The sequence below is a fragment of the Microbacterium sp. Bi121 genome, assembly GCF_918698005.1.
GTDB lineage: Bacteria > Actinomycetota > Actinomycetes > Actinomycetales > Microbacteriaceae > Microbacterium.
In genome coordinates, this window is record NZ_CAKKLJ010000006.1 from 102635 (window position 1) to 128395 (window position 25761).

25 protein-coding genes, 1 tRNA gene and 1 pseudogene are annotated in these 25761 nt (G+C 66.9%); 10 read left to right on the top strand and 17 right to left on the bottom strand.

Translation table 11 applies throughout. The features are described from left to right. Positions 1-200 precede the first annotated feature (200 nt). Positions 201-428, top strand: a complete 228-nt coding sequence (locus LQZ87_RS11155) for a DUF2188 domain-containing protein (protein WP_230103547.1) — start codon at positions 201-203, stop codon at positions 426-428. A gap of 663 nt (positions 429-1091) precedes the next feature. Here the strand turns inward: LQZ87_RS11155 and LQZ87_RS11160 are convergent. From LQZ87_RS11160 to LQZ87_RS11185, 6 genes and pseudogenes are all read right to left on the bottom strand, one after another. After that, a pseudogene (locus LQZ87_RS11160) lies at positions 1092-1343 on the bottom strand (IS3 family transposase); the annotation flags it as partial. Beyond that, positions 1342-2412 carry an IS110 family transposase gene (locus LQZ87_RS11165; RefSeq protein ID WP_230103548.1) on the bottom strand — a complete coding sequence of 357 codons (1071 nt, stop codon included), beginning with the start codon at positions 2410-2412 and terminating at the stop codon, positions 1342-1344. The gene LQZ87_RS11165 and the pseudogene LQZ87_RS11160, both read right to left, overlap by 2 nt. Before the next feature lie 201 nt (positions 2413-2613). Further along, positions 2614-3315 (bottom strand): IS3 family transposase, encoded by a 702-nt coding sequence (locus tag LQZ87_RS11170; RefSeq protein ID WP_290368269.1) that lies wholly within the window; start codon positions 3313-3315, stop codon positions 2614-2616. Between the two features lie 46 nt (positions 3316-3361). Next, positions 3362-3676, bottom strand: a complete 315-nt coding sequence (locus LQZ87_RS11175) for a transposase (RefSeq protein ID WP_230103550.1) — start codon at positions 3674-3676, stop codon at positions 3362-3364. A 106-nt stretch (positions 3677-3782) separates the two neighbouring features. Further along, the gene (locus tag LQZ87_RS11180; protein WP_230103551.1) at positions 3783-6449 is read right to left on the bottom strand and encodes an excinuclease ABC subunit UvrA; all 2667 of its coding nucleotides are present in this window, start codon (positions 6447-6449) and stop codon (positions 3783-3785) included. 38 nt (positions 6450-6487) lie between these two features. Next, the gene (locus LQZ87_RS11185) at positions 6488-7537 is read right to left on the bottom strand and encodes an IS3 family transposase (protein WP_230103552.1); all 1050 of its coding nucleotides are present in this window, start codon (positions 7535-7537) and stop codon (positions 6488-6490) included. Between the two features lie 161 nt (positions 7538-7698). Here LQZ87_RS11185 and LQZ87_RS11190 point away from each other — a divergent pair, with 161 nt between their 5' ends. Beyond that, positions 7699-8829: a site-specific integrase gene (locus LQZ87_RS11190; RefSeq protein WP_230103553.1), complete on the top strand. Its 1131-nt coding sequence runs from the start codon at positions 7699-7701 to the stop codon at positions 8827-8829. A gap of 205 nt (positions 8830-9034) precedes the next feature. On the opposite strand, the gene LQZ87_RS11195 is transcribed toward LQZ87_RS11190, so the two are convergent. The 4 genes from LQZ87_RS11195 to LQZ87_RS11210 form a co-directional block, all read right to left on the bottom strand. Then, a tRNA-Arg gene (locus LQZ87_RS11195) sits at positions 9035-9109 on the bottom strand. A gap of 48 nt (positions 9110-9157) precedes the next feature. After that, positions 9158-9655, bottom strand: a complete 498-nt coding sequence (locus tag LQZ87_RS11200; protein ID WP_230103554.1) for an HNH endonuclease — start codon at positions 9653-9655, stop codon at positions 9158-9160. A 318-nt stretch (positions 9656-9973) separates the two neighbouring features. Continuing rightward, positions 9974-10705: a M23 family metallopeptidase gene (locus LQZ87_RS11205; RefSeq protein ID WP_230103555.1), complete on the bottom strand. Its 732-nt coding sequence runs from the start codon at positions 10703-10705 to the stop codon at positions 9974-9976. 328 nt (positions 10706-11033) lie between these two features. Beyond that, a complete protein-coding gene (locus tag LQZ87_RS11210) occupies positions 11034-11735 on the bottom strand; it encodes a metal-dependent transcriptional regulator (RefSeq protein WP_230103556.1) in 702 nt (233 codons plus the stop codon). Positions 11736-11836: 101 nt separating this feature from the next. Here LQZ87_RS11210 and serC point away from each other — a divergent pair, with 101 nt between their 5' ends. After that, positions 11837-12949, top strand: a complete 1113-nt coding sequence (serC, locus tag LQZ87_RS11215; RefSeq protein ID WP_230103557.1) for a phosphoserine transaminase — start codon at positions 11837-11839, stop codon at positions 12947-12949. A gap of 46 nt (positions 12950-12995) precedes the next feature. Here serC and LQZ87_RS11220 read toward each other — a convergent pair whose 3' ends face one another. After that, entirely contained in the window at positions 12996-13595 is a 600-nt protein-coding gene (locus tag LQZ87_RS11220) for a DUF3027 domain-containing protein (protein ID WP_230103558.1), read from the bottom strand. After that, the gene (locus tag LQZ87_RS11225; protein WP_230103559.1) at positions 13579-13959 is read right to left on the bottom strand and encodes a cold shock domain-containing protein; all 381 of its coding nucleotides are present in this window, start codon (positions 13957-13959) and stop codon (positions 13579-13581) included. The genes LQZ87_RS11220 and LQZ87_RS11225 overlap by 17 nt, the downstream gene beginning before the upstream one ends. A gap of 95 nt (positions 13960-14054) precedes the next feature. Between LQZ87_RS11225 and LQZ87_RS11230 the strand changes: the two genes are divergently transcribed. Genes LQZ87_RS11230 through LQZ87_RS11240 form a run of 3 tightly spaced genes read left to right on the top strand, consistent with a single transcriptional unit; the run spans position 14055 to position 17746 of the window. Continuing rightward, entirely contained in the window at positions 14055-14330 is a 276-nt protein-coding gene (locus LQZ87_RS11230) for a multidrug ABC transporter ATPase (RefSeq protein WP_230103560.1), read from the top strand. 1 nt (position 14331) lies between these two features. Beyond that, positions 14332-16047: a helicase-associated domain-containing protein gene (locus tag LQZ87_RS11235; RefSeq protein ID WP_230103561.1), complete on the top strand. Its 1716-nt coding sequence runs from the start codon at positions 14332-14334 to the stop codon at positions 16045-16047. A gap of 55 nt (positions 16048-16102) precedes the next feature. Beyond that, positions 16103-17746 carry a DNA repair helicase XPB gene (locus LQZ87_RS11240; protein ID WP_230103562.1) on the top strand — a complete coding sequence of 548 codons (1644 nt, stop codon included), beginning with the start codon at positions 16103-16105 and terminating at the stop codon, positions 17744-17746. Here LQZ87_RS11240 and LQZ87_RS11245 read toward each other — a convergent pair. After that, positions 17707-18612 carry an alpha/beta hydrolase gene (locus tag LQZ87_RS11245; RefSeq protein WP_230103563.1) on the bottom strand — a complete coding sequence of 302 codons (906 nt, stop codon included), beginning with the start codon at positions 18610-18612 and terminating at the stop codon, positions 17707-17709. The two genes, LQZ87_RS11240 and LQZ87_RS11245, sit on opposite strands and share 40 nt — an antisense overlap. A gap of 68 nt (positions 18613-18680) precedes the next feature. Between LQZ87_RS11245 and LQZ87_RS11250 the strand changes: the two genes are divergently transcribed. From LQZ87_RS11250 to LQZ87_RS11265, 4 genes are all read left to right on the top strand, one after another. Beyond that, a complete protein-coding gene (locus LQZ87_RS11250) occupies positions 18681-19253 on the top strand; it encodes a TetR family transcriptional regulator (RefSeq protein ID WP_230103564.1) in 573 nt (190 codons plus the stop codon). Between the two features lie 18 nt (positions 19254-19271). Beyond that, positions 19272-19958, top strand: coding sequence for a response regulator transcription factor (locus LQZ87_RS11255; RefSeq protein ID WP_230103565.1), 687 nt, complete (start codon positions 19272-19274; stop codon positions 19956-19958). Between the two features lie 18 nt (positions 19959-19976). Then, entirely contained in the window at positions 19977-21683 is a 1707-nt protein-coding gene (locus tag LQZ87_RS11260; protein ID WP_230103566.1) for a HAMP domain-containing sensor histidine kinase, read from the top strand. A gap of 111 nt (positions 21684-21794) precedes the next feature. Next, positions 21795-22085 (top strand): WXG100 family type VII secretion target, encoded by a 291-nt coding sequence (locus LQZ87_RS11265; protein WP_230103567.1) that lies wholly within the window; start codon positions 21795-21797, stop codon positions 22083-22085. Positions 22086-22150: 65 nt separating this feature from the next. On the opposite strand, the gene groL is transcribed toward LQZ87_RS11265, so the two are convergent. The 4 genes from groL to LQZ87_RS11285 form a co-directional block, all read right to left on the bottom strand. Next, on the bottom strand, positions 22151-23770 hold the full coding sequence (groL, locus tag LQZ87_RS11270; protein ID WP_230103568.1) for a chaperonin GroEL: 1620 nt from the start codon (positions 23768-23770) through the stop codon (positions 22151-22153). Between the two features lie 112 nt (positions 23771-23882). Then, complete coding sequence (locus tag LQZ87_RS11275; RefSeq protein ID WP_230103569.1) at positions 23883-24374, bottom strand: LytR C-terminal domain-containing protein; 492 nt, start codon at positions 24372-24374, stop codon at positions 23883-23885. 93 nt (positions 24375-24467) lie between these two features. Then, entirely contained in the window at positions 24468-24725 is a 258-nt protein-coding gene (locus tag LQZ87_RS11280) for a DUF3263 domain-containing protein (protein ID WP_230103570.1), read from the bottom strand. A 9-nt stretch (positions 24726-24734) separates the two neighbouring features. Next, the gene (locus tag LQZ87_RS11285; RefSeq protein ID WP_230103571.1) at positions 24735-25727 is read right to left on the bottom strand and encodes a DUF2332 domain-containing protein; all 993 of its coding nucleotides are present in this window, start codon (positions 25725-25727) and stop codon (positions 24735-24737) included. Positions 25728-25761 lie beyond the last annotated feature (34 nt).

Consider the following 25761-nt stretch of genomic DNA (forward strand, 5'->3'; position numbering starts at 1 on the left):
CCTCGCAGTCCGGGATAAGGCTGTCGAGCCGTCATGGAAACATCCGGAGGATGAGCCGGCGGACGTTCGACAATCTGGCTGTGCCCGTCGATCCCGTTGCAATGCGACAGATAGCGCATCCCGCGTCGGACAGGCAAGCCCCTGACCGCGGCGCGCGCACTCGTTCTATGTTCGACCGAACAGCAGAGAGCGGAGCCATCATGCCCAAGGGAGACGTCGAAACCTTCCACGAGAACGGTACGTGGCACAACCACGTGACGGGCGAGGCCGGGAACACCGGTGAGACCTACCGGACACAGGCCGGAGCAGCCGAAGAGGGCCGGCAGATTGCGGCCAGCCGTGAGGTGGAGCACATCATCAAAGACAAGGACGGCCAGGTCTCTGAGCGGAACAGCTACGGAAAAGACCCGCGCGACGTCAAGGGCTGACGACCATAGTCACCCGTGGATGTTCAATCCGCTCCCATGTGTTCGGCTGCGGCGTTGACATGTTGAAGCGTGGTCGGCGGCTTCCTATAATGACCTCGACGCCTGATGGGTGAGTTCTCCCTGTCGCCGAGATGAGTGCTCGTCACGCTCGACGCTCTACTCAGCGAAGTGGGGTCTCCGTTCCTTTCAAGCGCACCTGGTTCCGTCTGATTGGAGTGTTGAGATGTCGCTGATGCCTGATCCTCGGTTCGAGTTGAAGAAGGTCACGGACTCGGAGTGGTTGATCCTTGACCACCGTTACGGGCCGAACGATGCGCGTAGGACAGTTGCCTGTGTTCACCAGATGGAAGAGTGTCTGGTCGGTGTGGTCTGGGTGCGCGATCTCCCGTTGCGGGTTTCTTACACGGATGCGGCCGAGGTTCTCGAGGACGTGAACCGCTTCCACTCCAGAAGCCGTTCGCGCCGCCCGATCCAGATTCCGCACTTCCCGCCCCTGGCAGCGACAGCATAGGCATCAGGCCGCCTCCAGCCATCCGCCATGGATCCTGGACCGTTGAACTCGGACGGCATCTCAACGTCCTGCGCCTGCTGCACGTGGCCGCATTCCGGGCACTCCCAACCGCCGCGCACGCCCTGAGATCTGATTCGCCCTGAGTTTCGTTCCTATCGGGCGGCTTGGGAGACGGGTGTTCCCAAGGGTGTGTCGAGGCCAGCGTAGGAGTCGGCTTCGACCTCGGCGGGGGTGCGCATGTCGAGCTCGCCGTGGAGGCGCTGGTTGTTCCACCACCACACGTACTCGAGTGTCGCGAGTTCGACCTGCTCGACCGTGCGCCACGGGCCGCGGCGGCGGATCAACTCGGTCTTGTAGAGCCCGTTGACGGCCTCGGCCATCGCGTTGATGCTCCTATAGTTGTCAACTCATGATTTCGCCGGTTCTCGGGTCGGTCTTCACGAGGTGGTAGACCTCGCGGATCACGTAGCGTTTCAGGCAGCGGATGATGTCTCGTTTGCTCTTGCCCTCGGCGGTTCGTCGGGCGACGTAGGCGATGGTGGGTTCATGGAACCTCATCCTGACGATGACGGTCCGGTAGATCGCCGCGTTGAGCTGCCGATGGCCGCCGTGGTTGATGCGGTGCTTCCCGCTGGTCATCCCTGACCCGGTGGGGTCGGGGCTGATCCCGGCGAGTTTCGCGAACGCGGCCTCGCTCTTGATGCGTTCGGGGTTGTCTCCCGCGACGATGAGGATCTCTGCGGCGGTGTCGACACCGATCCCGAACTCGTCCAGCAGGTGCGGTGCGCGATGGAGCACGAGCTGCTCGATCTGTGCTTCGAGGTCTTTGATCTCCTCGTTGAGAGCGATCCAGCGTCTCGCGATCGAGCGGAGCGCATGACGGTTCGCGTCCTCCGGTGTGGCCAGCCCGCGGGGGCGGAGCGCGGCGCAGTGCCTCGCAACCATCTTCTGCGTCTTCTTCGCGGTTTCCTTGCGCAGGTCCTCGGTGGCGTGGACGAGCATCGCTTTGAGAGTGACCATCGCGCCGGTGCGGTCCTTCACCGCGGTATCGTGCGCGACTTTCAGTTGACGGATCATCTCGACGACGCCGTCCGCGGTCTTCGGAATCGCGGTCGCGAACCCTGCGAGCACGGCTCGGGCGGCGTTCTCCGCGTCCAGGGTGTCGGACTTGCCGTTGAGCCTGCGCAGCCGCCGATCGGGTCGTGAGACCTCGATCACCTTATGCCCGTGGCGACGAACAAACGAGGTCAGTCCGGCCCCGTAGGAGCCGGTGCCCTCGATCCCGAACGCGATGATCTTCCCGAAACCCGCCGCCCACTCCAGCAGCTGCCTGAACCCGGCGGTGTGGGTCGAGATCGTCAGCGTCGCGAGGATCCCGCCGATCGAGTCCATCACCGCGGCGACATGGATGTGCTTGTGGGTGTCGACGCCGATGACGACGTGCCCCGAACGGGCGGTCTCAATCTCGGTCATGTTCTTCTGTTACTCCTGCCGTTAGCGTGGTGTCACGCTGTCGCCGGCGGGTGGACAGGACTGTCATGGGGACGCGTTGTCGAGACTGCTCCAGGCTCCTATCAGGTCACGCCCGATCCGGCGGCAGCGGTTACTGCGCGCCCGGCCGGAGGCTCGACAGATCAACGCCAAGGCACCCTGCGGGCCAATCGTAAGCAAGGGTCAGAACACTCCGGCCAGGACTTCCTCATCCTCGCGGGATGCGGCAGAAACAGACTGACAGTCGAAACTGTCGCCAACGGTTCCCGTCGACGGAGTCGCGCCGAGCTCGTCGATGCGGTCTGTGTAGACCACGGCGAGGTAGTTCGATCCGTGGTCGGCGTGATGGACGAGTCCGTCGAGGTTCCCGTCCGCGGCCCACGCGGCCATGTTGAGAGCTTGGAGCGGCAGGATGTCGGCTTTGAGCGTCGAGGCGACGTTCCACCCGACGATGCGGCGGGAGAACACGTCGGTGACGAACGCGACGTACGCGAACCCGGACCACGTCGCGACATACGCCATGTCCGCGACCCAGAGCTTTCGTGGCGCGTCGGCGGTGAACCTGCGTTGCACGAGATCCCTCGGCTTCTCGTTCGCCGGGTCGGGCTTCGTGGTGAAGACCTTCTTCGACCGCTTCACCCCGTGAACACCCGCGATGCGCATCAGCCGGCCGGTCTGATCGCGACCGATCACCCAGCCCTGCCGCCGCAGCAGGGCGTGCATCTTGCGGACTCCGTACACGCCGTAGTTCTCCGCATGCAGCCGGGTGATCTCCGGGATCAGCAGCTCGTCCCGCAGCTGCCGCGCCGATGCGGGACGCGCTTTCGCAGCCCGGTATCCGCGGGCAGTGAGGAACCCCACCTCGCCTGCCGCATCACACGGCAGACGAGCTCGACCCCGAAACGATCACGCATCTTGTCGACGAACGCGATCATCTCGACGAGGGGCGGCCGAGCTCGGTCGCGAAAAACACGCTCGCAGACCGCAAGATCTCGTTCGCCTTCTCCAACTCGACGATCTGCTTCTTCAAACGCTTGATCTCCGCCTGCGCCTCACTCGAGGTTCCCGGCCGCCGGCCCTCGTCGACGTCGAGACGCTTCTTCCACAATCGCAGCGTCTCGGGGTTGACGCCGAGCTTGGTGGCGACGTGCTTGATCGCGGCGTGATCGGTCTTGTGATCGGGGCGAGCCTCGCTCAACATCCGCAATGCACGCTGACGGAACTCGTCCGGATACGGTCCTGGCATGAATCCATCCTCCAAAAGGAAAGGACGGAACGAAACTCAGAGCGAATCACCTTACCCGGCCAACGACGCACCCTCGACGTCTACACCCTCATCTGCGAAGAGCCGGTTATGCCCCTGACGTCAGCGTCGCGGCCTCGGCGAGGGCGGCGGCGAGATACGGTGCTGAAGCGCTGTTTCTCGACGCGGCGACCTCTGCTGGCGTTCCGGACGCGACCACTGTGCCGCCGTTGTCACCGGCTCCCGGCCCGAGATCGATGACGTAGTCGGCTGCGCCGACCACTCGCATGTCGAGTTCCACCATCACGACCGTGTTGCCCGCATCGACGAGAGTCTGAAGGTGGGTAACTAGACGGTCTGCGTCGGCACAGTGCAATCCGGAGGTCGGCTCATCGAGCACGTACAGAGTGTCGCCGCGCTGCGCTCGTTGCAGTTCGGTGGCCAGCTTCACACGCTGCGCCTCCCCACCGGAGAGCTCTGTGGCCGGCTGTCCCAAGCGCAGATAACCGAGCCCGACATCGACCAGCGAGGTGAGTGAGCGCATCACGTCGTACTCGCCGGCGAAGAAATCGTGAGCCTCTTCGACGCTCATCGCGAGGATTTCCGCGATGTTGCGCCCTCGCCAGGTGATCTCCAGGGTGCTCGATTGATAGCGGGTGCCATGGCAGTCGGGACACACGGTGTAGACCGAGGGCAGGAAGAGCAGCTCGACCATCACGGAGCCTTCACCCTCACAGGTCGGGCAACGGCCGCCTGCGACATTGAAGGAGAACCGACCGGGCTTGTATCCGCGTGTCCGAGCTTCCGGCGTCTCGGCGAACCGGCGCCGCACATGATCGAAGAGTCCTGTGTAGGTCGCGACGTTGGAGCGGGGCGTGCGGCCGATGGGTTTCTGGTCGATGCTCACCACACGCCGGACGGTCGTGAGATCGCCCTCGACCGACCCTCCAAGTTCATCGGACTCGTCAGTGAGGAGCAGGGCGTCGGCCTCAGCGCTTTCCTCCTCGACGCGAGGGGCGTCTCCTTGCCTGGCGCCGATGAGGGCAGGCAGGACTTGACTGACAAGGCTGGACTTCCCCGACCCTGACACGCCAGTGACAGCCGTGAGCGTTCCGAGCGGTAGCGCCACAGATACGTCCCGCAGGTTGTTGCGGGTGACGTGCTCCAGCTGCAACCAGCCGTGGGCGGCACGGGGCTGGTGCGGTGGAAGGCCGCTGCCCCCGAAGATGTATCCGCGCGTCACCGACTCGTCGACCTCCGCGAGCCCGTCCGTGGGTCCGCTGTAGATCACGCGCCCGCCGCGTTCCCCGGCTCCGGGGCCGATGTCAACCAGCCAGTCCGCGTGCCGCATGACGTCGACGGAATGCTCCACGACGAAGAGGCTGTTGCCGCGCTGCTTCAGCCCGTCGAGGATACCCAGCAGCGCGGTGACGTCGTGCGGATGGAGACCGGCTGACGGTTCGTCGAGGACGTAGACAACACCGAACAGTTCCGACGTGAGCTGCGTGGCGAGTCGAAGTCGTTGTAGCTCCCCTCCGGATAGTGTCGGCGTAGTGCGACCTAGCGAGAGGTAACCGAGTCCGAGATCGATGATGGGGCGCAGGCGGTCCAGCAATTCTGCGCCCAGGCGGGCTGCCGCGGCGCGCTTCTCGACAGACTGATTCGGTGTGCGACGGACATCCGGCGCAGCGGAGTGAGCGGAGCCGCCAGCAGCAACGCGCTGCTCGACGGCTTCACGTCTAGTCGCGACGTCTACCACGGCGCCGGAGGTCTCGCCCTCGCGGTCAGACTCGGCGACGACGGACTCGAGGAGCTCAGCCAATTCACGCAGTGGCAAGGCTGAGAAGTCCGCGATATCGAGTCCTTCGAACGTCACCGTCAGTGCTTCGGGTTTGAGCCGCTTCCCATGGCACACCGGGCAGACCGCCGCGCTCATGAACTGGGCTACGCGGCGCTTCATCGACGCGCTCTTCGTGTTCGCGAAAGTGTCGAGCACGTACCGCCGCGCGCCGACGAAGGTGCCCGAGTAGCTCGGTTCGATTCCTGCTCGGATTGCCCGGCGCGCCTCGGCGAGTGTGAGTCGAGAGTGGACGGGAACGAAGGGGGTCTCGTCGGTATAGAGGATCCAGTCCCGATCCTTCTTCGGCAGATCCTTCCACGGTACGTCGACGTCGTAGCCGAGCGCGACGAGCACGTCCCGCAACTGGTGGCCGTGCCAGGCGGTCGGCCACGATGCGATGGCGCGCTCCCGGATGGTGAGTGAGGGATCGGGCACCATCCGCTCCTCGGTCACCGCGTACACTCTGCCAATGCCGTGGCACTCGGGGCACGCGCCCTGCACGGTGTTCGCGGAGAAGTCCTCGGCGTAGAGCATCGGCTGACCATCTGGGTATTCACCTGCTCGCGAATAGAGCATCCGAACCACACTCGACAGCGTGGTGATGCTGCCTACAGAGGAGCGCGCGCTGCGCCCTCCGCGCTGCTGCTGCAAGGCGACTGCGGGCGGCATCCCGGTGATGGAGTCGACGTCGGGGACACCCGCCTGGTCGATCAGTCGCCGCGCGTACGGGGCAACTGACTCCAAGTAGCGCCGCTGCGACTCCGCGTACAACGTGCCGAAAGCCAAGGAGGACTTCCCGGATCCGGACACGCCCGTGAACACAACCATCGCGTCACGCGGAACCGTGAGATCGACGTCCTTGAGGTTGTGTTCGCGGGCACCACGCACCCGGACATCGGGCTGGACGTGGGTGGACACTGAGGAAAGGTGATCCATTTCAGAACTGTACCAAGCGGGTCTCGTGGTAAGCAGGTTCATCGACCGCGGTCGAGGACGTTCTTCTGAAGCAGCGCAAAGAACGATTCCATGGCCGCGTTGTCTCCGCTCGAGCCCACTCTTCCCATGCTTCCGACCATGCGGTGGCGGGTCAGCGCACGTAGGAATTTCCGGCTTCGAAACTGAGATCCTCTGTCGCTGTGGACCACGCAGCCGGCGACGTCGCCGCGCATCGCGACAGCGTTCTCGAGGGCCTGAACCGCCAGCCGGGACTTCATCCTCGAGTCGATCGAGTACCCGACGATCCGACCGGAGAAGACGTCCTTGATCGCGCAGAGATAGAGCTTGCCCTCACTCGTTTTGTGCTCCGTGATGTCCGTGAGCCAGAGCTCGTTCGGTGCCTCGGCGGCGAACACATGCCGAGTCCTGCCGTCCTCGTCGACCACCGCGCAGAGGTCGTCGTGGACCGGCGGGCCGGGCCGGCGGCCCTTACCCCGCTTGTGCTTCCCGAACGCGCTGAACCAGCCGTTGCTCGACGCGATCCGCCACGCGGTCCGGTCCGACATCGCCTCACCTGCGTCTGCGGCTTCATCGGCGAGGAGCCGGTGCTCGAACTCCGGGTCGTCCTTGTGAGCATCGAACAGTGCGTTTGCGCGATACGCCTCCACCACCTCGCTCTCGGTGATGGGGTTCGCCAGCCACCGGTAGTAGGGCTGGCGAGAGAGCTTGAGCACCCGACACGTCACCGTCACAGGAATCCCTGCGGTGGCGAGCTCCGTCACGAGCGGGTAGAACCTTTTCCCGGCAGGTTCGCCTGCGACAGATACGCCGCCGCCCGTCGCAGCACCTCGTTCTCCTGCTCCAGCAGCCGGTTCCGCTTCCGCAAGCTCACGGATCTCCGCCGCTTCGGACCGGGACTGACCCGGCGCCGTGCCCTCCTCGACCTTGGCGCGGTGGAGCCACTTCTGCAGCGTCATCGGATGAACACCGAAGTCTTTCGCGATCTGCTCGATCGTGACTCCGGGCTCGCGGTTCCTCGCGACGCGCACGACGTCGTCACGGAATTCACTCGGGTAGGGCTTGGGCACAGCAACATCCTTCCAGGCCCACCCCCACGGGCAAGCCAGATCAGATGTCACCTACTCGTGCAGCAGTCCCCGGCCTTCATCGGTCGCGTTGACGGGGCCTCGCGGGTGTCCGACACTAGGCGGACACTGGACCATGAGGCCGGCATCGATCGGAGGTCGAGATGGGCAGCATCACGCCGTATGAGACGGTGAAGGGTCGCCGGTACCGTGCGCGGTATCGGAGGCCAGACCACTCCGAGACGGAGAAGCGCGGCTTCACGACGATGCGTGAGGCGCAGCTGTACCTGTCCATGGTCACGACGTCGAAGTCGAAGGGCGAGTACATCGACCCGTCGTCGTCGCGGGTTCCCGTTCGGATGTTCGCGGACAGTTGGTTGAAGTCCAAGCAGCCGCCGATGACGAAGCCCTCGTATTACATGACGCTCGAGCGGGCGTGGAAGAACCATGTGGAGCCGGTATGGGCTGACCGGGAGATCTCGTCGATCCGACGCTCGGAGGTCCAGGACTGGGTGTCCGATCTCGCGTCACGGAAGTCGCGGACTGTCGTCATCCGCTCCCTGGGAATCCTCGCCGGCATCCTCGACGTCGCCATCGACGATCGACGCCTGGCGAGCAATCCGGCACGCCACGTCCGCAGCCTGCCGCGGCGGGGGCCGGGCAAGCGCCGCGTGTACCTCACGCATGACCAGGTGGCGACGTTGGCGGCGTGCTCGGCGTATCCGACGCTCGTCTTCACCCTGGCCTACACCGGACTCCGATGGGGCGAGGCCACGGGACTGCGAGTGCGCAGCGTGAATCGGCTGCGTCGGCGCCTCGTGATCGAGGAGAACGCGGTGATGATCGGCTACGAGATCCACATCGGCACGCCGAAGACGCACGAGAAGCGCTCGGTCCCCTACCCGGAACGTCTCACCGCGATGATCGAGGAGGCGTGCGCGGGCAAGGGGCCGGAGGGGCTGCTGTTCGGCGACGGGGTGAACCACATGCGCAATTCGGGCGAGAAGGGGTGGTTCGCGAACGCGGTTCGCCGCGCGCAGGAGTTCGATCCATCGATCCCGCGGATCACTCCGCACGACCTCCGTCACACCGCCGCGTCGCTCGCGATCAGTTCGGGGGCGAACGCGAAGGCCGTGCAGCGGATGCTCGGACACGCCTCGGCGGCGATGACGCTGGACACCTACGCCGATCTCTTCGAGGACGATCTGGACGAAGTCGCGTCGCGCCTGAACGCTGCGATGCCGCTCGTGGCGCTGCCCTCAGCCCAGCGGACCCGCTACGTGCGCCCGTCGTGACCCCGGAGAGCAGAATGCTCAGTTTCTCGACGAGGCAGATCGCGCTCGAAACGCGTGATTTTGGGTCTTTCCGACGTCATTCGCCGACCGTTGCAGACGGCGTTTTCGGCGTGCCGAATTTTCAGAATGCGGGCAAAAAACGGGCAAAAACGCGTTTTGTGCGCTCTGACCTCAGAGGAAACTCCTGGTCAGAGGGAAAAAGAGATGGTGCCCCTGGAGGGACTCGAACCCCCAACCGTTTGCTTAGGACGCAACTGCTCTTCCATTGAGCTACAGAGGCTGGCCCGACAAGTCTAGCCAGTCGACGGGGCGGCCCGAGAATCGTGACTCACGCGGCGAGCGCGAGGTACGGCTCCCAGCAGGGGTCGCTGCGCTCGGTGCCGCGAACGGTCCAGCTGTTGCCGTTCGGTTGACGCGGCACGAACCGCAGTTCCCAGCGCATCTCCTGAGGCGTGCGGTCGCTCTTGACGTTGTTGCACCGCAGACAGCACGCGACGAGGTTCTCCCACGAGTCCGCTCCCCCGCGTGACCGCGGCATGACGTGATCGATCGTGGATGCCGCTTTGCCGCAGTATCCGCATCGATGATTGTCACGACGCAGTACACCGCGTCGGGTGACCGGCACCCGACGGCTCATCGGCACGCGGACGTATCTCGACAGGATGATGACGGCAGGTCTGTCGTACGGGCCCCCAGAGGCCCAGACGGGATCATCCTCGACCCGCTCGATAACGGTCGCCTTCTGATTCATCACGAGCACGAGTGCTCGCTTGAAGGACACCACGGCCAGCGGTTCATAGCCCGCGTTCAGAACTAGTGTGCGCATCGTCATCCTCTCGATCCGCCGGGACGGCTTCCCGGCACTCTCGACTCACACGACGCCACCCGGGCGACAGACGATACGCAGAAACGAAAAAAGACGCCGTCCTACGGACGACGTCTTTCGCACACGACAAGCTCAGTGCATCCCTGCGGGCAATGCCGAAGGACGTAACGACCGAGTGCATCCATGGTGCGGATGCCCGGTATTCGTTCCATCGGCTTCTCCCGTCCGTGCGACGACGGGAACAGGTTAGCCCATCAGGCTGACCGATGACGAAACGACGGGTGAACGCTCAGGCGCGTGTCGCCTGAGCCGGTGGAATCAGCCGGCGTTGGCAGCGAGCCAGCCATACGGCTCGTACAGGCCGCCGTTGACCCACACCTCGAAGTGCAGGTGGTTCGCCGTCGAGCGACCGGTGCTTCCGACGAAACCGATCAGCTGCCCTGCGCTCACCGTCTGCCCTGCCTGAACCTGACGAGAGCCGTACGTCATGTGCCCGTACGTCGTGCCAACGCTCTGCCCGCCGATCACGGAATCGATCATGACGGCGACGCCGTATCCGCCGATGCTCTCGGCCGAAGCGCGAACAACACCCGCGGCAGCGGCGTAGATCGGCGTGCCCTGAGGTGCGAGCATGTCGGCGCCGTTGTGGCCGCCGCCGATGGTGCGGCCCTGGGTGTACGAGCCGCGAGGAAGCGGGTAGCGCACCTCTCCGGATCCCGGCGAGACGAGCGCATAGTTGCCGACGTCGAAGCTTCTGGACGACGCACCGCTGGATGCAGCGGCCGCGGCGGCGGTTGCGGCGGCGCGGGCCTTCGCGGCTTCCTCCGCCTTCTTCGTGGCGATCTCTTCGGGGGTGGTCGCACCGTAGGTCGAACGGTCGAGCGGCGAGGCGGTCGCAGCGGATGCCACGACCAAAGACTGGGCGTCATCCACGGCGACCTGCTGCAGCGTGGTTGCGGCATCGACGGGGCCGGACGAAGCGGCATACGCAGGCAGAGCGACAGCGGCGACCAGGGCGCCGACGGCACCGAAGATCACGATCGAACGCATCGGCTTCACCATGGTTCGCGCGACCTGACGCGGCGCGACAGGGCGTCGGCGCTTCGGGGTCTGTTCAGATGTCGTGGTCGGTTCGATGTCTGCGGCCAAAAGGAAATCCTCCTGCGCCTCAGCGCTCGGGTGCGCTGGCTCGTCGGCACTCTGCTTCTCGGGGCACAAGCTCGGGGTACTTCGTGCGATCTGACCGTGGAGACGACGAGCCGGGGAGGCGATCTTCACGGGGTTGTCCCCGGCGGGCTTCTTCGCCGACGACCTGTCCGAGGTTACCGGAAGATAACGATCATGTCACCCTGTCGGCCTGGCAATCTTCCGAGAGGGGTCAGGCGGGCTCTCCGACGAGGAAGATGTGCGACGCGAGTTCGACGGGAAGTTCGAGGCCCTCGTCGTTGCCGTCCATCTCGATCAGGACGTATCCCTCGCTGTAGCGGTAGTTGCCGCGGGCACCGGGAACGACGCCGGCTTCGCGCAGTTGCTGGAGCAGTTCAGGGTCGACCTGGGCGGGCTCTGCGAGACGTCGTACCGTTCCCTCGATGGGCTCGCCGGCGGCGTTGAGCTTCTGAACGAGGCCGATGACGCCCTCGTCGAACGTGCGAGCCGGAGCATCGCCGAGCTGGTCGAGACCGGGGATCGGGTTGCCGTACGGCGACTCCGTCGGGTGACCGAGCAGTTCGACGAGGCGACGCTCGACCTGCTCGCTCATCACGTGCTCCCACCGGCAGGCCTCGTCGTGGACGAACGCCCAGTCCAACCCGATGACATCGGAGAGCAGACGCTCAGCCAGACGATGCTTGCGCATGACGTCGACCGCCTTGCGGCGACCGGCATCCGTCAACTCGAGCGTGCGGTCCTCCGACACGACGACGAGTCCGTCGCGCTCCATGCGACCGACGGTCTGCGAAACGGTCGGCCCTGAGTGGCCGAGCCGCTCGGAGATGCGCGCGCGCAGGGGAACGATGTTCTCCTCCTCGAGTTCGAGGATGGTGCGGAGATACATCTCCGTGGTGTCGATCAAGTCCGTCATCTGGCCCTCCGGGTCTTCTTAGGCAAGCCTACATTCCCGCGAAGACGTCAGGCGGAGTCACAGTGCAATCGGCGCTCCGGACGCGCGCCTAGAATCGACGCATGGCGATCGAGATTCCCCGTGACCTCCTGCCCGTCGACGGCCGTTTCGGCTGCGGCCCCTCGAAGGTGCGCCCCGCGCAGCTCGAGGCGCTGGTCACTGCGGGAGCGAGCATCCTCGGCACCTCGCACCGCCAGGCACCGGTGAAGAACCTCGTCGGCAGCGTCCGCGAGCAGCTCGCGAGCCTGTTCCGCCTGCCGGACGGCTACGAGATCGTGACCGGCAACGGCGGTTCGACCGCGTTCTGGGATGCCGCGGCCTTCGGCCTCATCGAGCGTCGCAGCCAGAACCTCACCTTCGGCGAGTTCGGCGGCAAGTTCGCAAAGGCCGCTGCCGCCCCGTGGCTCGAGGCTCCCGACGTGCGCAGCGCTGAGCCCGGATCGCGCGCAGCCGCGGAGGTCGTCGACGGGGTCGACGTCTACGCGTGGCCGCACAATGAGACCTCGACCGGCGTCGCCGCGACGATCGAGCGCGTCGCTGCGGACGACGCTCTGACGGTGATCGATGCGACAAGCGCCGCAGGCGGCATCGACTTCGATGTCACGCAGACGGACGTGTACTACTTCGCCCCGCAGAAGAACCTGGGATCCGACGGCGGTCTGTGGTTCGCGGCCATGTCACCGGCTGCGATCGAGCGGATCGAGCGGATCGCGGCATCCGACCGCTACATCCCGGAGTTCCTCAGCCTCAAGAACGCCGTCGACAACTCCCGCCTGAACCAGACGCTGAACACGCCGGCGCTCACCACACTGCACCTGCTCGATTCGCAGCTGCAGTGGATCAACGACAACGGCGGTCTGGCCTGGGCCGGCGCCCGCACCGCGGAGTCGTCACAGGCGCTGTACGACTGGGCCGAGGCATCCGCCGTCGCGACGCCCTTCGTTTCGGATCCGGAGCACCGCTCCCCCGTCGTCGTCACGATCGACTTCGACGAGTCGATCGACGCCGCGGGCATCGCCAAGACGCTGCGTGCGAACGGGATCGTGGACACCGAGCCGTACCGCAAGCTGGGCCGCAACCAGCTGCGCATCGCGACGTTCGTCTCGATCGAGCCGGACGACGTCCGTCAGCTGATCCGCTCGATCGACTACGTGCTGGAGAACAGCGGCGCCTGAGCGCAGGACGGCCCGGCCCGCGCGAACCGAGGATCAGCAGCGCGAACTACTCCTCTTCGTCGGAGTGGTCCGAGTCGGACTCGTCGTCGTCAGAGTCGTCCTCATCGGACTCGTCGTCGTCGGACTCGTCGGCGACAGAGTCGTCGAGCTCGTCGATGTCGACGCCGTCCAGGTCACCGGCGTGCAGGATGTCGGGCTCGTCGTCCTCGTCGAGATCGTCGTCGACGTCATCATCGTCCGAGCTGCTCGACCCGCCGTCCTCGCCGGACTCGGCCGCGTCGGGCGCTGCCGCGGCCGCCTGCTCCGCGAGCTCCGCCTGGTGTGCGCGGTACTCGGCGAGACGCTCCGCCCACGGCACCCACTCCGGCGCGAGCAGCGCGCCCTCGTTGGGCAGCAGCTCGACCTCGAGCACAGTGGGCTCGGCGTCGTCGACGCGCGCGACGGTGACCGTCCAGTACCACCCGGGGTAACCGGGGAGCCGGTTCTCGAACCGCAACGAGACGGAGCCGTCCTCCTCGACGATGTACCCGGCTGCCGGGCCGATCGTCGAGGCGGGCGTGATCTCTTGCAGAGCGGCGAGCGCGAGGTCGTGCGCGCCGATCAGGCGGTCATCCGCTTCGGCAGAGGGCTCAGGCGTCGAGGTCATCGGCGACCTTGCGGAGCATGGCCGCGATCTTGCGACCGTGACTGCTGGAGGGGTATCGACCGCGACGCAGGTCGCCGCCGATGCTGTCGAGGAGCTTCACGAGGTCCTCGATGATGATCGCCATGTCGTCAGCGGGCTTGCGCTTGGCCTTCGACAGGCTGACCGGGGCCTCCAGCACGCGCACGGAGAGCGCCTGGAGTCCGCGCTTGCCGTCGGCCACGCCGAACTCCACGCGGGCGCCGGACTTGACCGTGGCGCCGGCGGGCAGGGCAGAGGCGTGCAGGAAGACGTCCTGGCCGTCATCTGTGGCGATGAAGCCGAAGCCCTTCTCGTCGTCGTAGAACCTGACCTTGCCGGTGGGCATGGGGAAACCTCGCTGTGTGATGGTGCCGATATGAAGGCACGCGCGTACGCGGCCACCCCCAGCCTACCGGTGTTCCAGGGACTAGGCTGAGACGGATGAGCACGCAGAATTCCGGGCCAGAGGTCCCCGTCAGTCGACTCGATCGCATCCTCGCGTTCACGGCCCTGACGCTGGCGGCGCTCTCGGTGATCTGCTTCTTCGCCATCATCATCGGCAGCTGGGTCGGAATGGATCAGCATGCGTTCGGCGAAGGCATCTGGCCGATCGTCGGCGCGATTCCGCTGTGGGGTCTTCCCCTCGCGTTCGTGATGATCATCGCGCTTCTGATCATCACCTTCGTGCGGAAGGGACGCGCCGCCAAGCGCTCCTGAGATGAGCACGCATGCCCGCCCGCTCGCTGTGTGGCTGGCCGCTGCGCCCGACGCGCAGCTGGCGGCGCTGTTCGCGGCGCGCGGCGTGCGCGCGGATGCCGCATGGGCCGACTTCTTCGACGCGGCCGAAGCGCTGCTCGACCAATCGTCGATCGACCGGATGCTGCCGCGTCTGACCGTCGACGAGGCGAGGGCGCTCCGCCACGCGACCGATGGCGACGCCCCAGGCGCTGACGTCGATGGCCTGATCGCACTGGCGCTGCTGCGGCCCGATGGCACACCGTATCCGCCGGTCGCGGAAGCCGTCGCAGCACGAGAGCTGCCGCCTCACATCGACATCGCCGACCCTGAGCCCGCGGATTCCGTCGCCGCGGCACGGGCGGCCGAACGGGCCTTCACGACCGTCGCAGCGGTCGCCGATCTGGTGCTGCTCGCAGCCGAGACGCCGCTCGCCCTGCTCACCGGAGGCGGCCTGGCCGCGGGTGAGAAGCGCCGTATAGCCGAGAACGGCACGCCCGCAGAAACGCTCGACGACCTCGTCGCCATCGCTCTCGACGCCGGCATCCTCATCGCCGCGGATCGCCGACTGCATGCCACAGCCACCGGCGAGTCGTGGTTGCGGCTGCCGGCATCCGATCGATGGATCGAGCTGGCCGAATCGCTCCGCTCCGCCCTTCCCCGCGGCCTGCGGACCACGGACGGAGGCTGGCTGCCCACCGACGCGTGGGACCGCCAGTATCCGTGGGACGCGACGTGGAGCGACCGCGTTGCGGGGATCGCGGCTCGCGCCGAGCTGCTCGGGTTGACCACGGCGGATGGCTCGGAACCGGAATGGGCCCGCCCCCTGAGACTCGGCGAAAGGGCGGACCCGACGGCGTTGCAGCAGATGCTGCCCTCTGAAGTCGACCGCATCTTCCTGCAGAACGACCTGACCGCGATCGCGCCCGGCCCCCTCGAGCCCGCGCTGGACGTGCGACTGCGGCACATCGCGGAACGCGAGTCCGCAGCGCAGGCATCCTCGTATCGATTCACGGCGGATTCGATCGCGCACGCCCTCACCTCTGGTGAGACCGCAGCGTCGATCCTCGACTTCCTGACCGTCATCTCGCTCACCGGCATCCCCCAACCGCTCGAGTACCTCGTGATGCAGACGGCGCAGCGCCACGGGCTCGTGCGCGTCTTCACCGACTGGTCGGGGCGGACACGCGTGTCGAGCGTGGATTCCACGCTGCTCGACGCGATCGGCGTCGACCAGGCGCTGCGGCCGCTCGCGCTGGCGCGGGATGCCGAGGGGCTGACCTCTCGCGTCGGCCGGGACACGGTGTACTGGACCCTGACGGATGCGCGCTACCCCGCGATGATCGTGGGCGCCGACGGAGAGCCGATGATCGTCGAACGCAACCCGGCCCCGGAGCCGCCGAAGACGTCGGCGCCGGACCATCAGCCGCTGATCGCCCGGCTGCGCGCTCAGCAGGGCCCGGATGCCGACGCCGCCTGGCTCGACCGTGAACTCGACGCGGCCGTTCGGGCTCGGGCCGTCCTCCTGGTGGAGATCGTGATGCCGGACGGCACAGCGCGTGAGCTGCAACTGGAGGCGAGCGGCCTCGGCGGCGGACGACTGCGCGGACGCGATCGCGCCGCTGACGTGGAGCGCACCCTCCCTGTCAAGAGCATCCGCTCAGCGCGCGTCATCGACCCTTCGACAGGTGGTTCCTGAGCTCGTCGAAGGGCTCAGGGGCCGACGCCGCCGACGGACGGTAGACTGGACAGCTATGTCTGATGGCCCCCTGATCGTCCAGAGCGACCGCACGGTGCTCCTCGAAGTCGCGCATGCGGATGCTGAGGCAGCCCGGCACGAATTGGCGATCTTCGCCGAGCTCGAACGCGCGCCAGAGCACATCCACACGTACCGCATCACGCGGCTCGGGTTGTGGAACGCACGCGCAGCCGGGCACACCGCCGAGGACATGCTCGAGGTGCTCGACCGCTGGTCGCGCTTCCCCGTTCCGCCGTCGGTCTCTGTCGATCTGCGGGAGACGGTCAACCGCTACGGCCGCCTGGTCATCGAGCGTGACGACGAAGGCACGCTGATCCTGCGCTCCACCGACCCGGCGGTGCTCACCCAGGTCGCGAACAACAAGCGCATCCAGCCGCTGCTGATCGGGCATCCCTCCGCCGAGACGTTCGTCATCGACGCGTGGGCCCGCGGACAGATCAAGCAGGAGCTGCTGAAGATCGGCTGGCCAGCGGAAGACCTCGCCGGCTACACACCGGGGACCCCGCACGAGATCGAACTCGCCGAGGACGGCTGGAACATCCGGCCGTATCAGCAGGATGCCGTCGACGCGTTCTCCAAGGACGGCTCCGGCGTCGTCGTCCTCCCCTGCGGTGCGGGGAAGACGATCGTGGGTGCCGGCGCCATGGCCGCGACCAAGACGACCACGCTCATCCTCGTGACCAACACGGTCTCCGCCCGTCAGTGGCGGGACGAGCTGCTCAAGCGCACATCGCTGACGCCCGAGGAGATCGGCGAGTACTCCGGCCAGGCCAAGGAGGTCAAGCCGGTCACGATCGCGACGTACCAGATCCTGACGGCCAAGCGGAAGGGTGAGTACGCGCATCTGTCCCTTCTGGACGAGATGGACTGGGGTCTGATCGTCTACGACGAGGTGCATCTGCTGCCCGCGCCGGTGTTCAAGCTCACCGCCGACCTGCAGGCACGTCGGCGCATCGGCCTCACCGCCACCCTCGTACGAGAGGACGGCCGCGAGGGCGACGTGTTCAGCCTCATCGGTCCCAAACGCTTCGATGCACCGTGGAAGCAGATCGAGGCGCAGGGCTTCATCTCCCCCGCCGCCTGCTACGAGGTGCGCGTCGACCTGCCGGCGGACGATCGACTGGAGTACGCAGCGGCGACCGACGACGAACGGTATCGCCTCGCGGCATCCGCTCCGGCGAAGGTCGACGCCGTGCGCGACCTGATCGCCAAGCATCCCGGCGAGCGCATTCTCGTGATCGGACAGTATCTCGACCAGCTCGAGACGCTCTCCGAGGCGCTGAACGCGCCGCAGATCACCGGCGCGACGCCGATCGACGAGCGCGAAGAGCTGTACCGCCAGTTCCGCGAGGGCGAGGTCGAGCTGCTCGTCGTGTCGAAGGTCGCCAACTTCTCCATCGACCTTCCCGAGGCGTCAGTGGCGATCCAGGTGTCGGGCTCGTTCGGATCGCGCCAGGAGGAGGCACAGCGCCTCGGACGCCTCCTGCGACCCAAGGAGTCCGGCCACACCGCCAGCTTCTACACGCTGATCGCGCGCGACACGGTCGATCAGGACTACGCGCAGAACCGCCAGCGCTTCCTGGCCGAGCAGGGCTACAGCTACACGATCTTGGACGCCGACGCTCTCGCTGCGGCCTGACCCCCTTCTCGCGCGAACCAGTCCAGAGCGAGCGCGGCCACGGCATCCGGCGCGTCGTCGACGATGAAGTGCGCGGCGTCATCGACGAAGGCGAGCTCGAAGCGATCCGCACGACGGGCGTGCTCTCGGCAGATGCGCCGGGCCGTCGACTCGGCGAACGGTCCGTCCTGGCGTCCGAACACGACGAGCGTGGCCGGGTGCAGCCGCATCCGTTTGTACACCCCGCGCATGAGACGCATCGAGAAGGGGATGACCATCCCGCGGTACATCGCGGCGACCGCCCTGGTGACCTCGGGTCGCTCCTGCACGCGCAGGTAGCCGTCCCGAGTCTCGACGCTCAGTGGCCGCGCCGCGTAGCGGGGCCCGAACAGATAGTCCAGTGGGCCCCCGGCCCGGTGCATGAGCAGCTTGGGCATGTGCGCGAACGCCGGCATCACCCGCGGCGTGAACTCCATGAACCCGGGCGGCACCGACAGCTGCACGATGGTGCGCACCCGCTCGGGATGCCGGTACGCGAGCTGCATGCCGGAGATGGCGCCCATGTCGTGACACAGCAGATGCGCCCGCTCTATGCCGAGCGCATCGAGCAGCGCGACGACGTCGTTCAACTGCGATTCGGGTCCGAAGCGCGGGTCGATGGCCTCGGTCCACCCCGAACCGCGCAGGTCAGGGCAGATGACGCGATAGCCCGCCGCCGCGACGATCGGAGCGACGTGCCGCCACTCCCACCAGTGCTGCGGAAAGCCATGGAGCATCACGACCGGATCGCCTTGGCCGATGGTCGCGATGTGGGTGCGCAGGCCGGGGGTCTCGATGACCGAGTGCTCGAACCCGGGCGCCTCCGGCAGTGGGGGGTTCCCGTTCATGCACCGAGAATACTACGTTCATAGTGTTATGTCACTAGGAACATAGTGATCGCGTTTAGAATCGTTGGATGAGCACCCGCCTGCGCGCCCTGGATGCAGCCGTCGATGTCGTCGGCGCGGACGGAGTCCGCGCGCTGACGCACGCTCGAGTGGATGCCGCGGCCGGCCTCCCCCGCGGCTCGACGTCCAACCATTTCCGCACACGCGCGGCTCTTGTGGCCGGAGTCATCGCGCATATCGCGGAGCTCGAGCGCGCCGACGCACGGATCCCCGAGATCCGCAGTGCGAACGATCTCATCACGGCCCTCACCGGAATGATGGAGGCGCAGTCAGGGCCATTCGCGTCCCGCACCCGGGCGCGGTACGCCCTGTTCCTCGAGGCCGACTCCGACGCAGTCGCCCCCTTGACGATTCAGCGCGAGGTATTCGAACGGTGGACGAACGGCATCCTGTTCGCGCTCGGCGGCGAAGCGGCGGCGGCCCGCACCACGTTTCTCATGGCCGCCTGCGACGGGCTTCTCCTGCACCGACTGACGGTCGACCGCGACGCGGAGCTGGTGGCGTCCGTCGGCCTGGCCGTCGATGCGGCGCTGGGCGGCAAACAGGGCGCTCCGCAAGACAATCAGCCGTCGCATGGTTGAAGTCACCATAATGGGGTCATGACTGATGCGCGCATCCTGGTCGTCGACGACGAGCCGAACATCCGTGATCTGCTGTCCACCGGCCTGAGCTTCGCCGGCTATCAGGTCAAGACGGTGGCCAATGGCGCCGCCACGATCTCGGCGGTGCTCGAGGAGGAACCAGACCTCATCATCCTCGACGTCATGCTGCCCGACATGAACGGATTCAGCGTCACCAAGCGCCTGCGCGGCGCCGGGTTCACCGCCCCCATCCTCTTCCTCACGGCGAAGGACGACACCCAGGACAAGATCGAAGGCCTCAACGCCGGGGGCGACGACTACGTCACCAAGCCGTTCGCGCTCGATGAGATCGTCGCGCGCGTGCAGGCGATCCTGCGGCGGACCATGCAGGCCGACGAAGAGTCGATCATCCGCGCCGGCGAGCTGTCGATGGACCAGGACACCCATGATGTCTTCGTCGGCAAGGAGCCGATCGAGCTCAGCCCCACGGAGTTCAAGCTGCTGCGATACCTCATGCTCAACCCGAACAGGGTGCTGTCCAAGGCGCAGATCCTCGACCACGTCTGGGAGTACGACTTCAACGGCGATGCCGGCATCGTGGAGAGCTACATCTCGTACCTGCGTCGCAAGATCGATCCGCACACCGAGGAGTCCGTCATCCAGACCAAGCGCGGCTTCGGCTACATGCTCAAGGTGGGCAAGTAGTCCGCGAAGGGAGCGCGCATGGCGCACAAGCCTGACGCGGTCACCGGCTGGTGGCGACGCATCAGTCTGCGTGCCAAGGTCACCGGTGTCACCGTGGCCGTCCTCGCCCTCGGCCTCGTCGTCGCCGGTATCGGCACCGTGCCGCTGCTGCGCAACTCCCTCATCACCAACATCGAGGCTCAGCTGCCGTCGCTGGCGGCCAGCGACCTCGTCAGCCGCTGGTTCGACGTCGAGACGGTCGACGGCGAGCAGAAGCTCGTCCCCTCGGAGAACGCGCCGCGCGCCGCCGATTACACCTTCACGGTCTACGCCGCCGACGGCTCTTTCCTCGCCAGGGCGGGCGGAGCGACGGACGAGTCGGCGCCGGCGTTCTACTCGTCACTCGCGCTCGAGCAGGCTCACGCCCTCGACGGCGAGATGATTCCGCTGCGCAGCGCCGACGGACAGGAGTTCCGCGGTGCTGTCGCGGTCGTGCCGGGCAACGACGGCACCCTGTACGTGCAGTTCGTCGCACTCCCGCTCGCCGAGGTCGACAGCATCATCGGCCAGTACTTCGGCATCTACACCACGGTGGCACTGGTGACGATCCTCATCGCCGCCCTCCTCATCCGCGGCCTGGTGACCCTGACGTTCCGTCGCCTCGGCCAGGTCGAATCCACCGCGATGCTGATCGCCTCAGGAGACTTCAGTCAGCGCCTCACCGACCTCGAGCCCAGCACAGAGGTGGGGCGGCTCAACTTCGCCATCAACACGATGCTCGACCGGATCGACCGCTCCCTGGCTCAGCGCGACCGCACCGTGCAGCACATGCGACGGTTCATCGGCGACGCGAGCCACGAACTGCGCACCCCGCTGGTCAGCGTGCGCGGATACGCGGAGCTGTACCGGATGGGGGCCATCCGCGGCGAGGAGGACACGGCGCGCGCGATGGAGCGCATCGAGAAGGAGGCGATCAGGATGGGCGTGCTCGTCGAGGATCTTCTCGACCTCGCCCGTCTGGATGAGGAACCGGAGCTCCAGATCGGGCCGCTCGATCTGCGGCCGCTCGCCCGCGATGCCGCCCTGGATGTGCGTGCGGCGGCTCCCGGGCGGACGATCACGGTGATCGACAGGACGGCGGATGCCAAGACCTCTGCACCGGCGCCCAGCCACCCGACGCTCCCGAAGCTCACTCCCCCGGTGACGAAACCGCGTGCCGGAGCGCTGGCGCGTCTGCGTCGCCGCCCTCGGGGCGCCGGCGAGCCCATGCCGCAGATCGACTTCACCGAAGCGGAGGACGTGCCGGTGCGCACCCCTCCGATCGTCCTCGGCGAGGAGAACAAGGTGCGCCAGGTCGTCGCCAACCTGCTCGGCAACGCACGCCGGTTCTCGCCGGACGATGCCCCGATCGAGCTCGTCGTCGATTCGGACCGCACCGCGGGAACGGCGAGCATCGCGATCGTGGACCACGGCGAGGGCATCCCCCCTCAGATCCGCGAGCAGATCTTCGAGCGCTTCTGGCGCGCGGACACCTCCCGTGCGCGGGAGACCGGCGGCTCGGGCCTGGGCCTGGCGATCGTCGCGTCGATCGTCTCCGCGCTGGGCGGGAGCGTCCGGGTCGACGAGACATCCGGCGGCGGCGCCACCTTCACGGTGACCCTGCCGCTCGCCCCGTCGCAGGCGACGCCCGAACACCTGCTCGAGGACACGCAGCCCCTGGAGCGGGTCGATCTGGACGGCGCCTGACCCGCTCTGCACTTCGTCTCCTCCGCTGGGTTCCTCCACGGATGCCGCTTCCCCGGCTCTCGCGCGTTCACGCGCTCTTCTAGCGTGTGAAGCCCGACGAGAGGAGTTCCCATGTCCGTCTACACCGTCGACACCGAGGCGGTCTTCGCCGCGAACGGTGCGACCAGGGCCACGATCGAACGTCTGCGAAGTGAATCCCAGGCTCTCAAAGGCCAGCTGACGCAGTTGCAGTCATCGTGGACCGGTGCCGCGTCCGCCGCGTTCCAGGGGTGCAGTGATCAGTGGGCTGCCGCCCAGCTGCACGTCGAGCAGGTGCTCGATTCGATCGGCACGGCCCTCGGGTCTGCGGCGACGCAGTACTCGGACGCCGATCAGTACTCGGCGAGCCTGTTCCGGCAGTGACCCCGCCCCGGAACGCAGGAACGCCCCGGCTGTGAGGCCGGGGCGTTCCTGAGTAGGGCTGCGACTCAGAAGTCCATGCCACCCGTCGGGTCGCCGGCCGGAGCCGCGACCTTCTCGGGCTTGTCGGCGACGACGGCCTCGGTCGTGAGGAAGAGACCGGCGATCGATGCCGCGTTCTGCAGGGCGGAGCGGGTCACCTTGGCCGGGTCGATGATGCCCGCACCGAACATGTCGACGTACTCGCCGGTGGCGGCGTTGAGGCCCTCACCGATCGGAAGCTCGGCGACCTTGTTGGCGACGACACCCGGCTCGAGGCCGGCGTTCATCGCGATCTGCTTCAGCGGAGCCGAGATGGCGACGCGAACGATGTTCGCACCGGTCGCCTCGTCACCGGTCAGCTCGAGAGCGTCGAGCGCCTTGGTGCCGGACTGGATGAGTGCGACGCCACCACCGGCGACGATGCCCTCCTCGACGGCCGCCTTCGCGTTGCGGACGGCGTCCTCGATGCGGTGCTTGCGCTCCTTGAGCTCGACCTCGGTGGCTGCACCCGCCTTGATGACGGCGACGCCGCCGGCGAGCTTGGCCAGACGCTCCTGCAGCTTCTCGCGGTCGTAGTCGCTGTCGGTGTTCTCGATCTCGCGACGGATCTGGGTCACGCGACCCTCGATCTGGTCGGACTCGCCAGCACCCTCGACGATGGTCGTCTCATCCTTGGTGATGATGACCTTGCGCGCACGGCCGAGCAGGTCGAGCGTGGTGTTCTCGAGCTTGAGGCCGACCTCTTCGGTGATGACCTGACCACCGGTGAGGATCGCGATGTCCTGCAGCTGAGCCTTGCGACGGTCGCCGAAGCCGGGAGCCTTGACCGCAGCCGACTTGAAGATGCCGCGGATCTTGTTGAGGACGAGAGTGGCGAGAGCTTCGCCCTCGACGTCCTCAGCGATGATGACGAGCTCCTTGCCGTCCTGGATCACCTTGTCGACGACGGGGAGAAGATCCTTGATGTTCGAGATCTTCGAGTTCGCGATGAGGATGTAGGGCTCCTCGAACACGGCCTCCTGGCGGTCGGGGTCCGTGACGAAGTAGGGGTTCAGGTAGCCCTTGTCGAAGCGCATGCCCTCGGTGAGCTCGAGCTCGGTGCCGAAGGTCTGCGACTCCTCGACGGTGACGACGCCCTCCTTGCCGACCTTGTCGATGGCCTCGGCGATCAGCTCGCCGATCTCAGCGTCGGCCGCGGAGATCGATGCGGTAGCGGCGATCTGCTCCTTCGACTCGATCTCCTTGGCGCTGGAGAGCAGCTCGTCGGTGATGGCGGCGACAGCCTTCTCGATACCGCGCTTGAGCGAGATCGGGTCGGCACCGGCTGCGACGTTGCGCAGGCCCTCGCGCACGAGCGCCTGGGCGAGAACGGTCGCGGTGGTGGTTCCGTCGCCGGCGACGTCGTCGGTCTTCTTGGCGACCTCCTTGACGAGCTCCGCGCCGATCTTCTCGTACGGGTCGTCCAGCTCGATCTCCTTGGCGATCGACACACCGTCGTTCGTGATCGTGGGGGCGCCCCACTTCTTCTCGAGCACGACGTTGCGACCGCGCGGGCCGAGGGTCACCTTGACAGCGTCGGCGAGGATGTTCAGGCCACGCTCGAGGCCGCGGCGGGCCTCCTCATCGAAAGCGATGATCTTTGCCATGAGTTTTGTCGTCCCTCCTGGACGTAGACGTTGGGTTTAGCACTCAGAGTGAGAGAGTGCTAACGCCATTCTGGCACTCGACCCCATCGAGTGCAAGCCGCCGAGGCGGTGTCTACTCCGCGGGCGTCTCCGTGGACTCCGGCTGCGCGCTCGAGCGGTCCAGCCCCACCACGACGACGAGCTGCTTCTGCTCGGGGTCGTTCGGGTCTGCGTAGATATCGCTTTGATCGACCAGCGCCCCGCCGATCAGATCGGCGAGTCCGAGGGCGGCTTCGCGCTCGGCATCCGATACGTAGTACACGGTCGTCTCGGCGAAGTCCTGCGTGCCGGCGTCGCCGTAGCTGATGAGCTCGTCCGGCCACTGCGCGTTGATCAGGGTCTCGCGCACCTGCGCATCGAGCCCGTCCTCCGGCGTCGCGTTCAGGACGAGCACCGAGTAGGTCATGTCGACCACGCCTGTCTCCTCCGGTGCGGGAGCGACCGATTCCTCGGCGACCGGGAACAGGGTGATGCGCTGCTGCGCGACGAGCGTGGCGAAGATGCCGACGACGATCAGGATGAGAGCGGCTACGAACGACCACAGCAGCACGGCCCAGCCGTTCATGCCGGGAGCTTCGGCCCGATGCGCGCCTACCCGACCTGAGGTACGGGGGACGTCGTCGAAGCGGTCTCTCACGGGCTGGGGCACGCGTCGATGTTACCCGGCGAAGCCGCGCATTCGCGCAACGCGCTGGTCGACCCGATGCTCCCGCAGGCGCCGCAGGCGCCGGACGAGAAGCGGGTCGTGCTCGAGCGCCTGCTCGGTGTCGATCAGACGCCCCAGCAGCTGGTAGTAGCGCGCAGGGCTCATCCCGAGCGTGCTGCGGATGACCTCCTCCTTGGTCCCGCCGTGGCGCGGCCATGCGGCCTCCAGGGCGAGGATCGCGCGATCGCGATCGGTGAGATCTCCGAGCATGGCTCCAGGCTAGGTCCGAGATGCCGCCTCGTCCGCGCGCCACTCCCACCATCGTCCGAGTGGGTCCGCTGACGCGCGCACATCCCCGTCGAGGGCGACCACGAAGCCCGGCCACGCCGCAGCATCCACCGGCGGCTCCCACGCCGCGTGCAGGGTCGGAGCATCGATCGTGATCCATCGCGCCGGCAGAGCGCGAACACGGTCGATCAGCGCGAGCCTGGCCGCGCGCGGAATGTGCGCGAGGACACCCGGTGTGGTGATCACGAGGGTCGCGTGCCGCGGCGCGGATGCCGCCACCTCGGCGACGACGTCGAGGGCGTCGCCCTGAGTCATCCTAGGAGGATCGGCCGCGACGACGTCCAGCGCTGCTGCGATCCGCTCCTCCCGACCGCGCTCCCCGGGCCACACGAGCCCCTGCAGCCACGCGCGATCGCGCGGACTCCGCGCATCGAGCGGCGCGAGATCGATTCCCGCTCTCCAGACGATCTCCGGCATGCTGACCTCGGGCATCGCCCCGCGGACCTCGCTGGTCAGCACGACAGCCGAAGTGCCGTCCGGAGGGTCGAGACTCGAGCGCAGTGCGCCGTCCCTGCCGACGAAACGGTACGAATACCTGTCGGGGTACAGGCAGAGCCCACCGGACGCGCCGATCTCGAGCAGCGCGATGGGCCCGTCGATCTCGGACAGCACCGGGAGCAGCGGCGCGAGCCGCAGCGGCTCATTGGTCTGCACACTGCGGGCGGCGCACTCCGCGACGACCGCGTCCTCGTGCTCGAGCAGGAAGGCGCGCCAGGTGGAGAATCCGTCGAGCGGCGCACCCAGCATCCGCGTCACCGCGAAGACGAGCGGGGGCTGCCTGCGCGTCTCAGGGATGCGAGCGAGGACGCGGCGGACATCCGGATCGGATGCCGCACCCTGCGCCCACTCCTCGTACAGCTCTGAACGCCCTGGTGCCTCCTCGCGGGCGAATCGCTCGTAGCGCTCGCGCACAGCATCCGTCATGCGTCCATTGTCACCTCTCGTCATGATGGCCCGC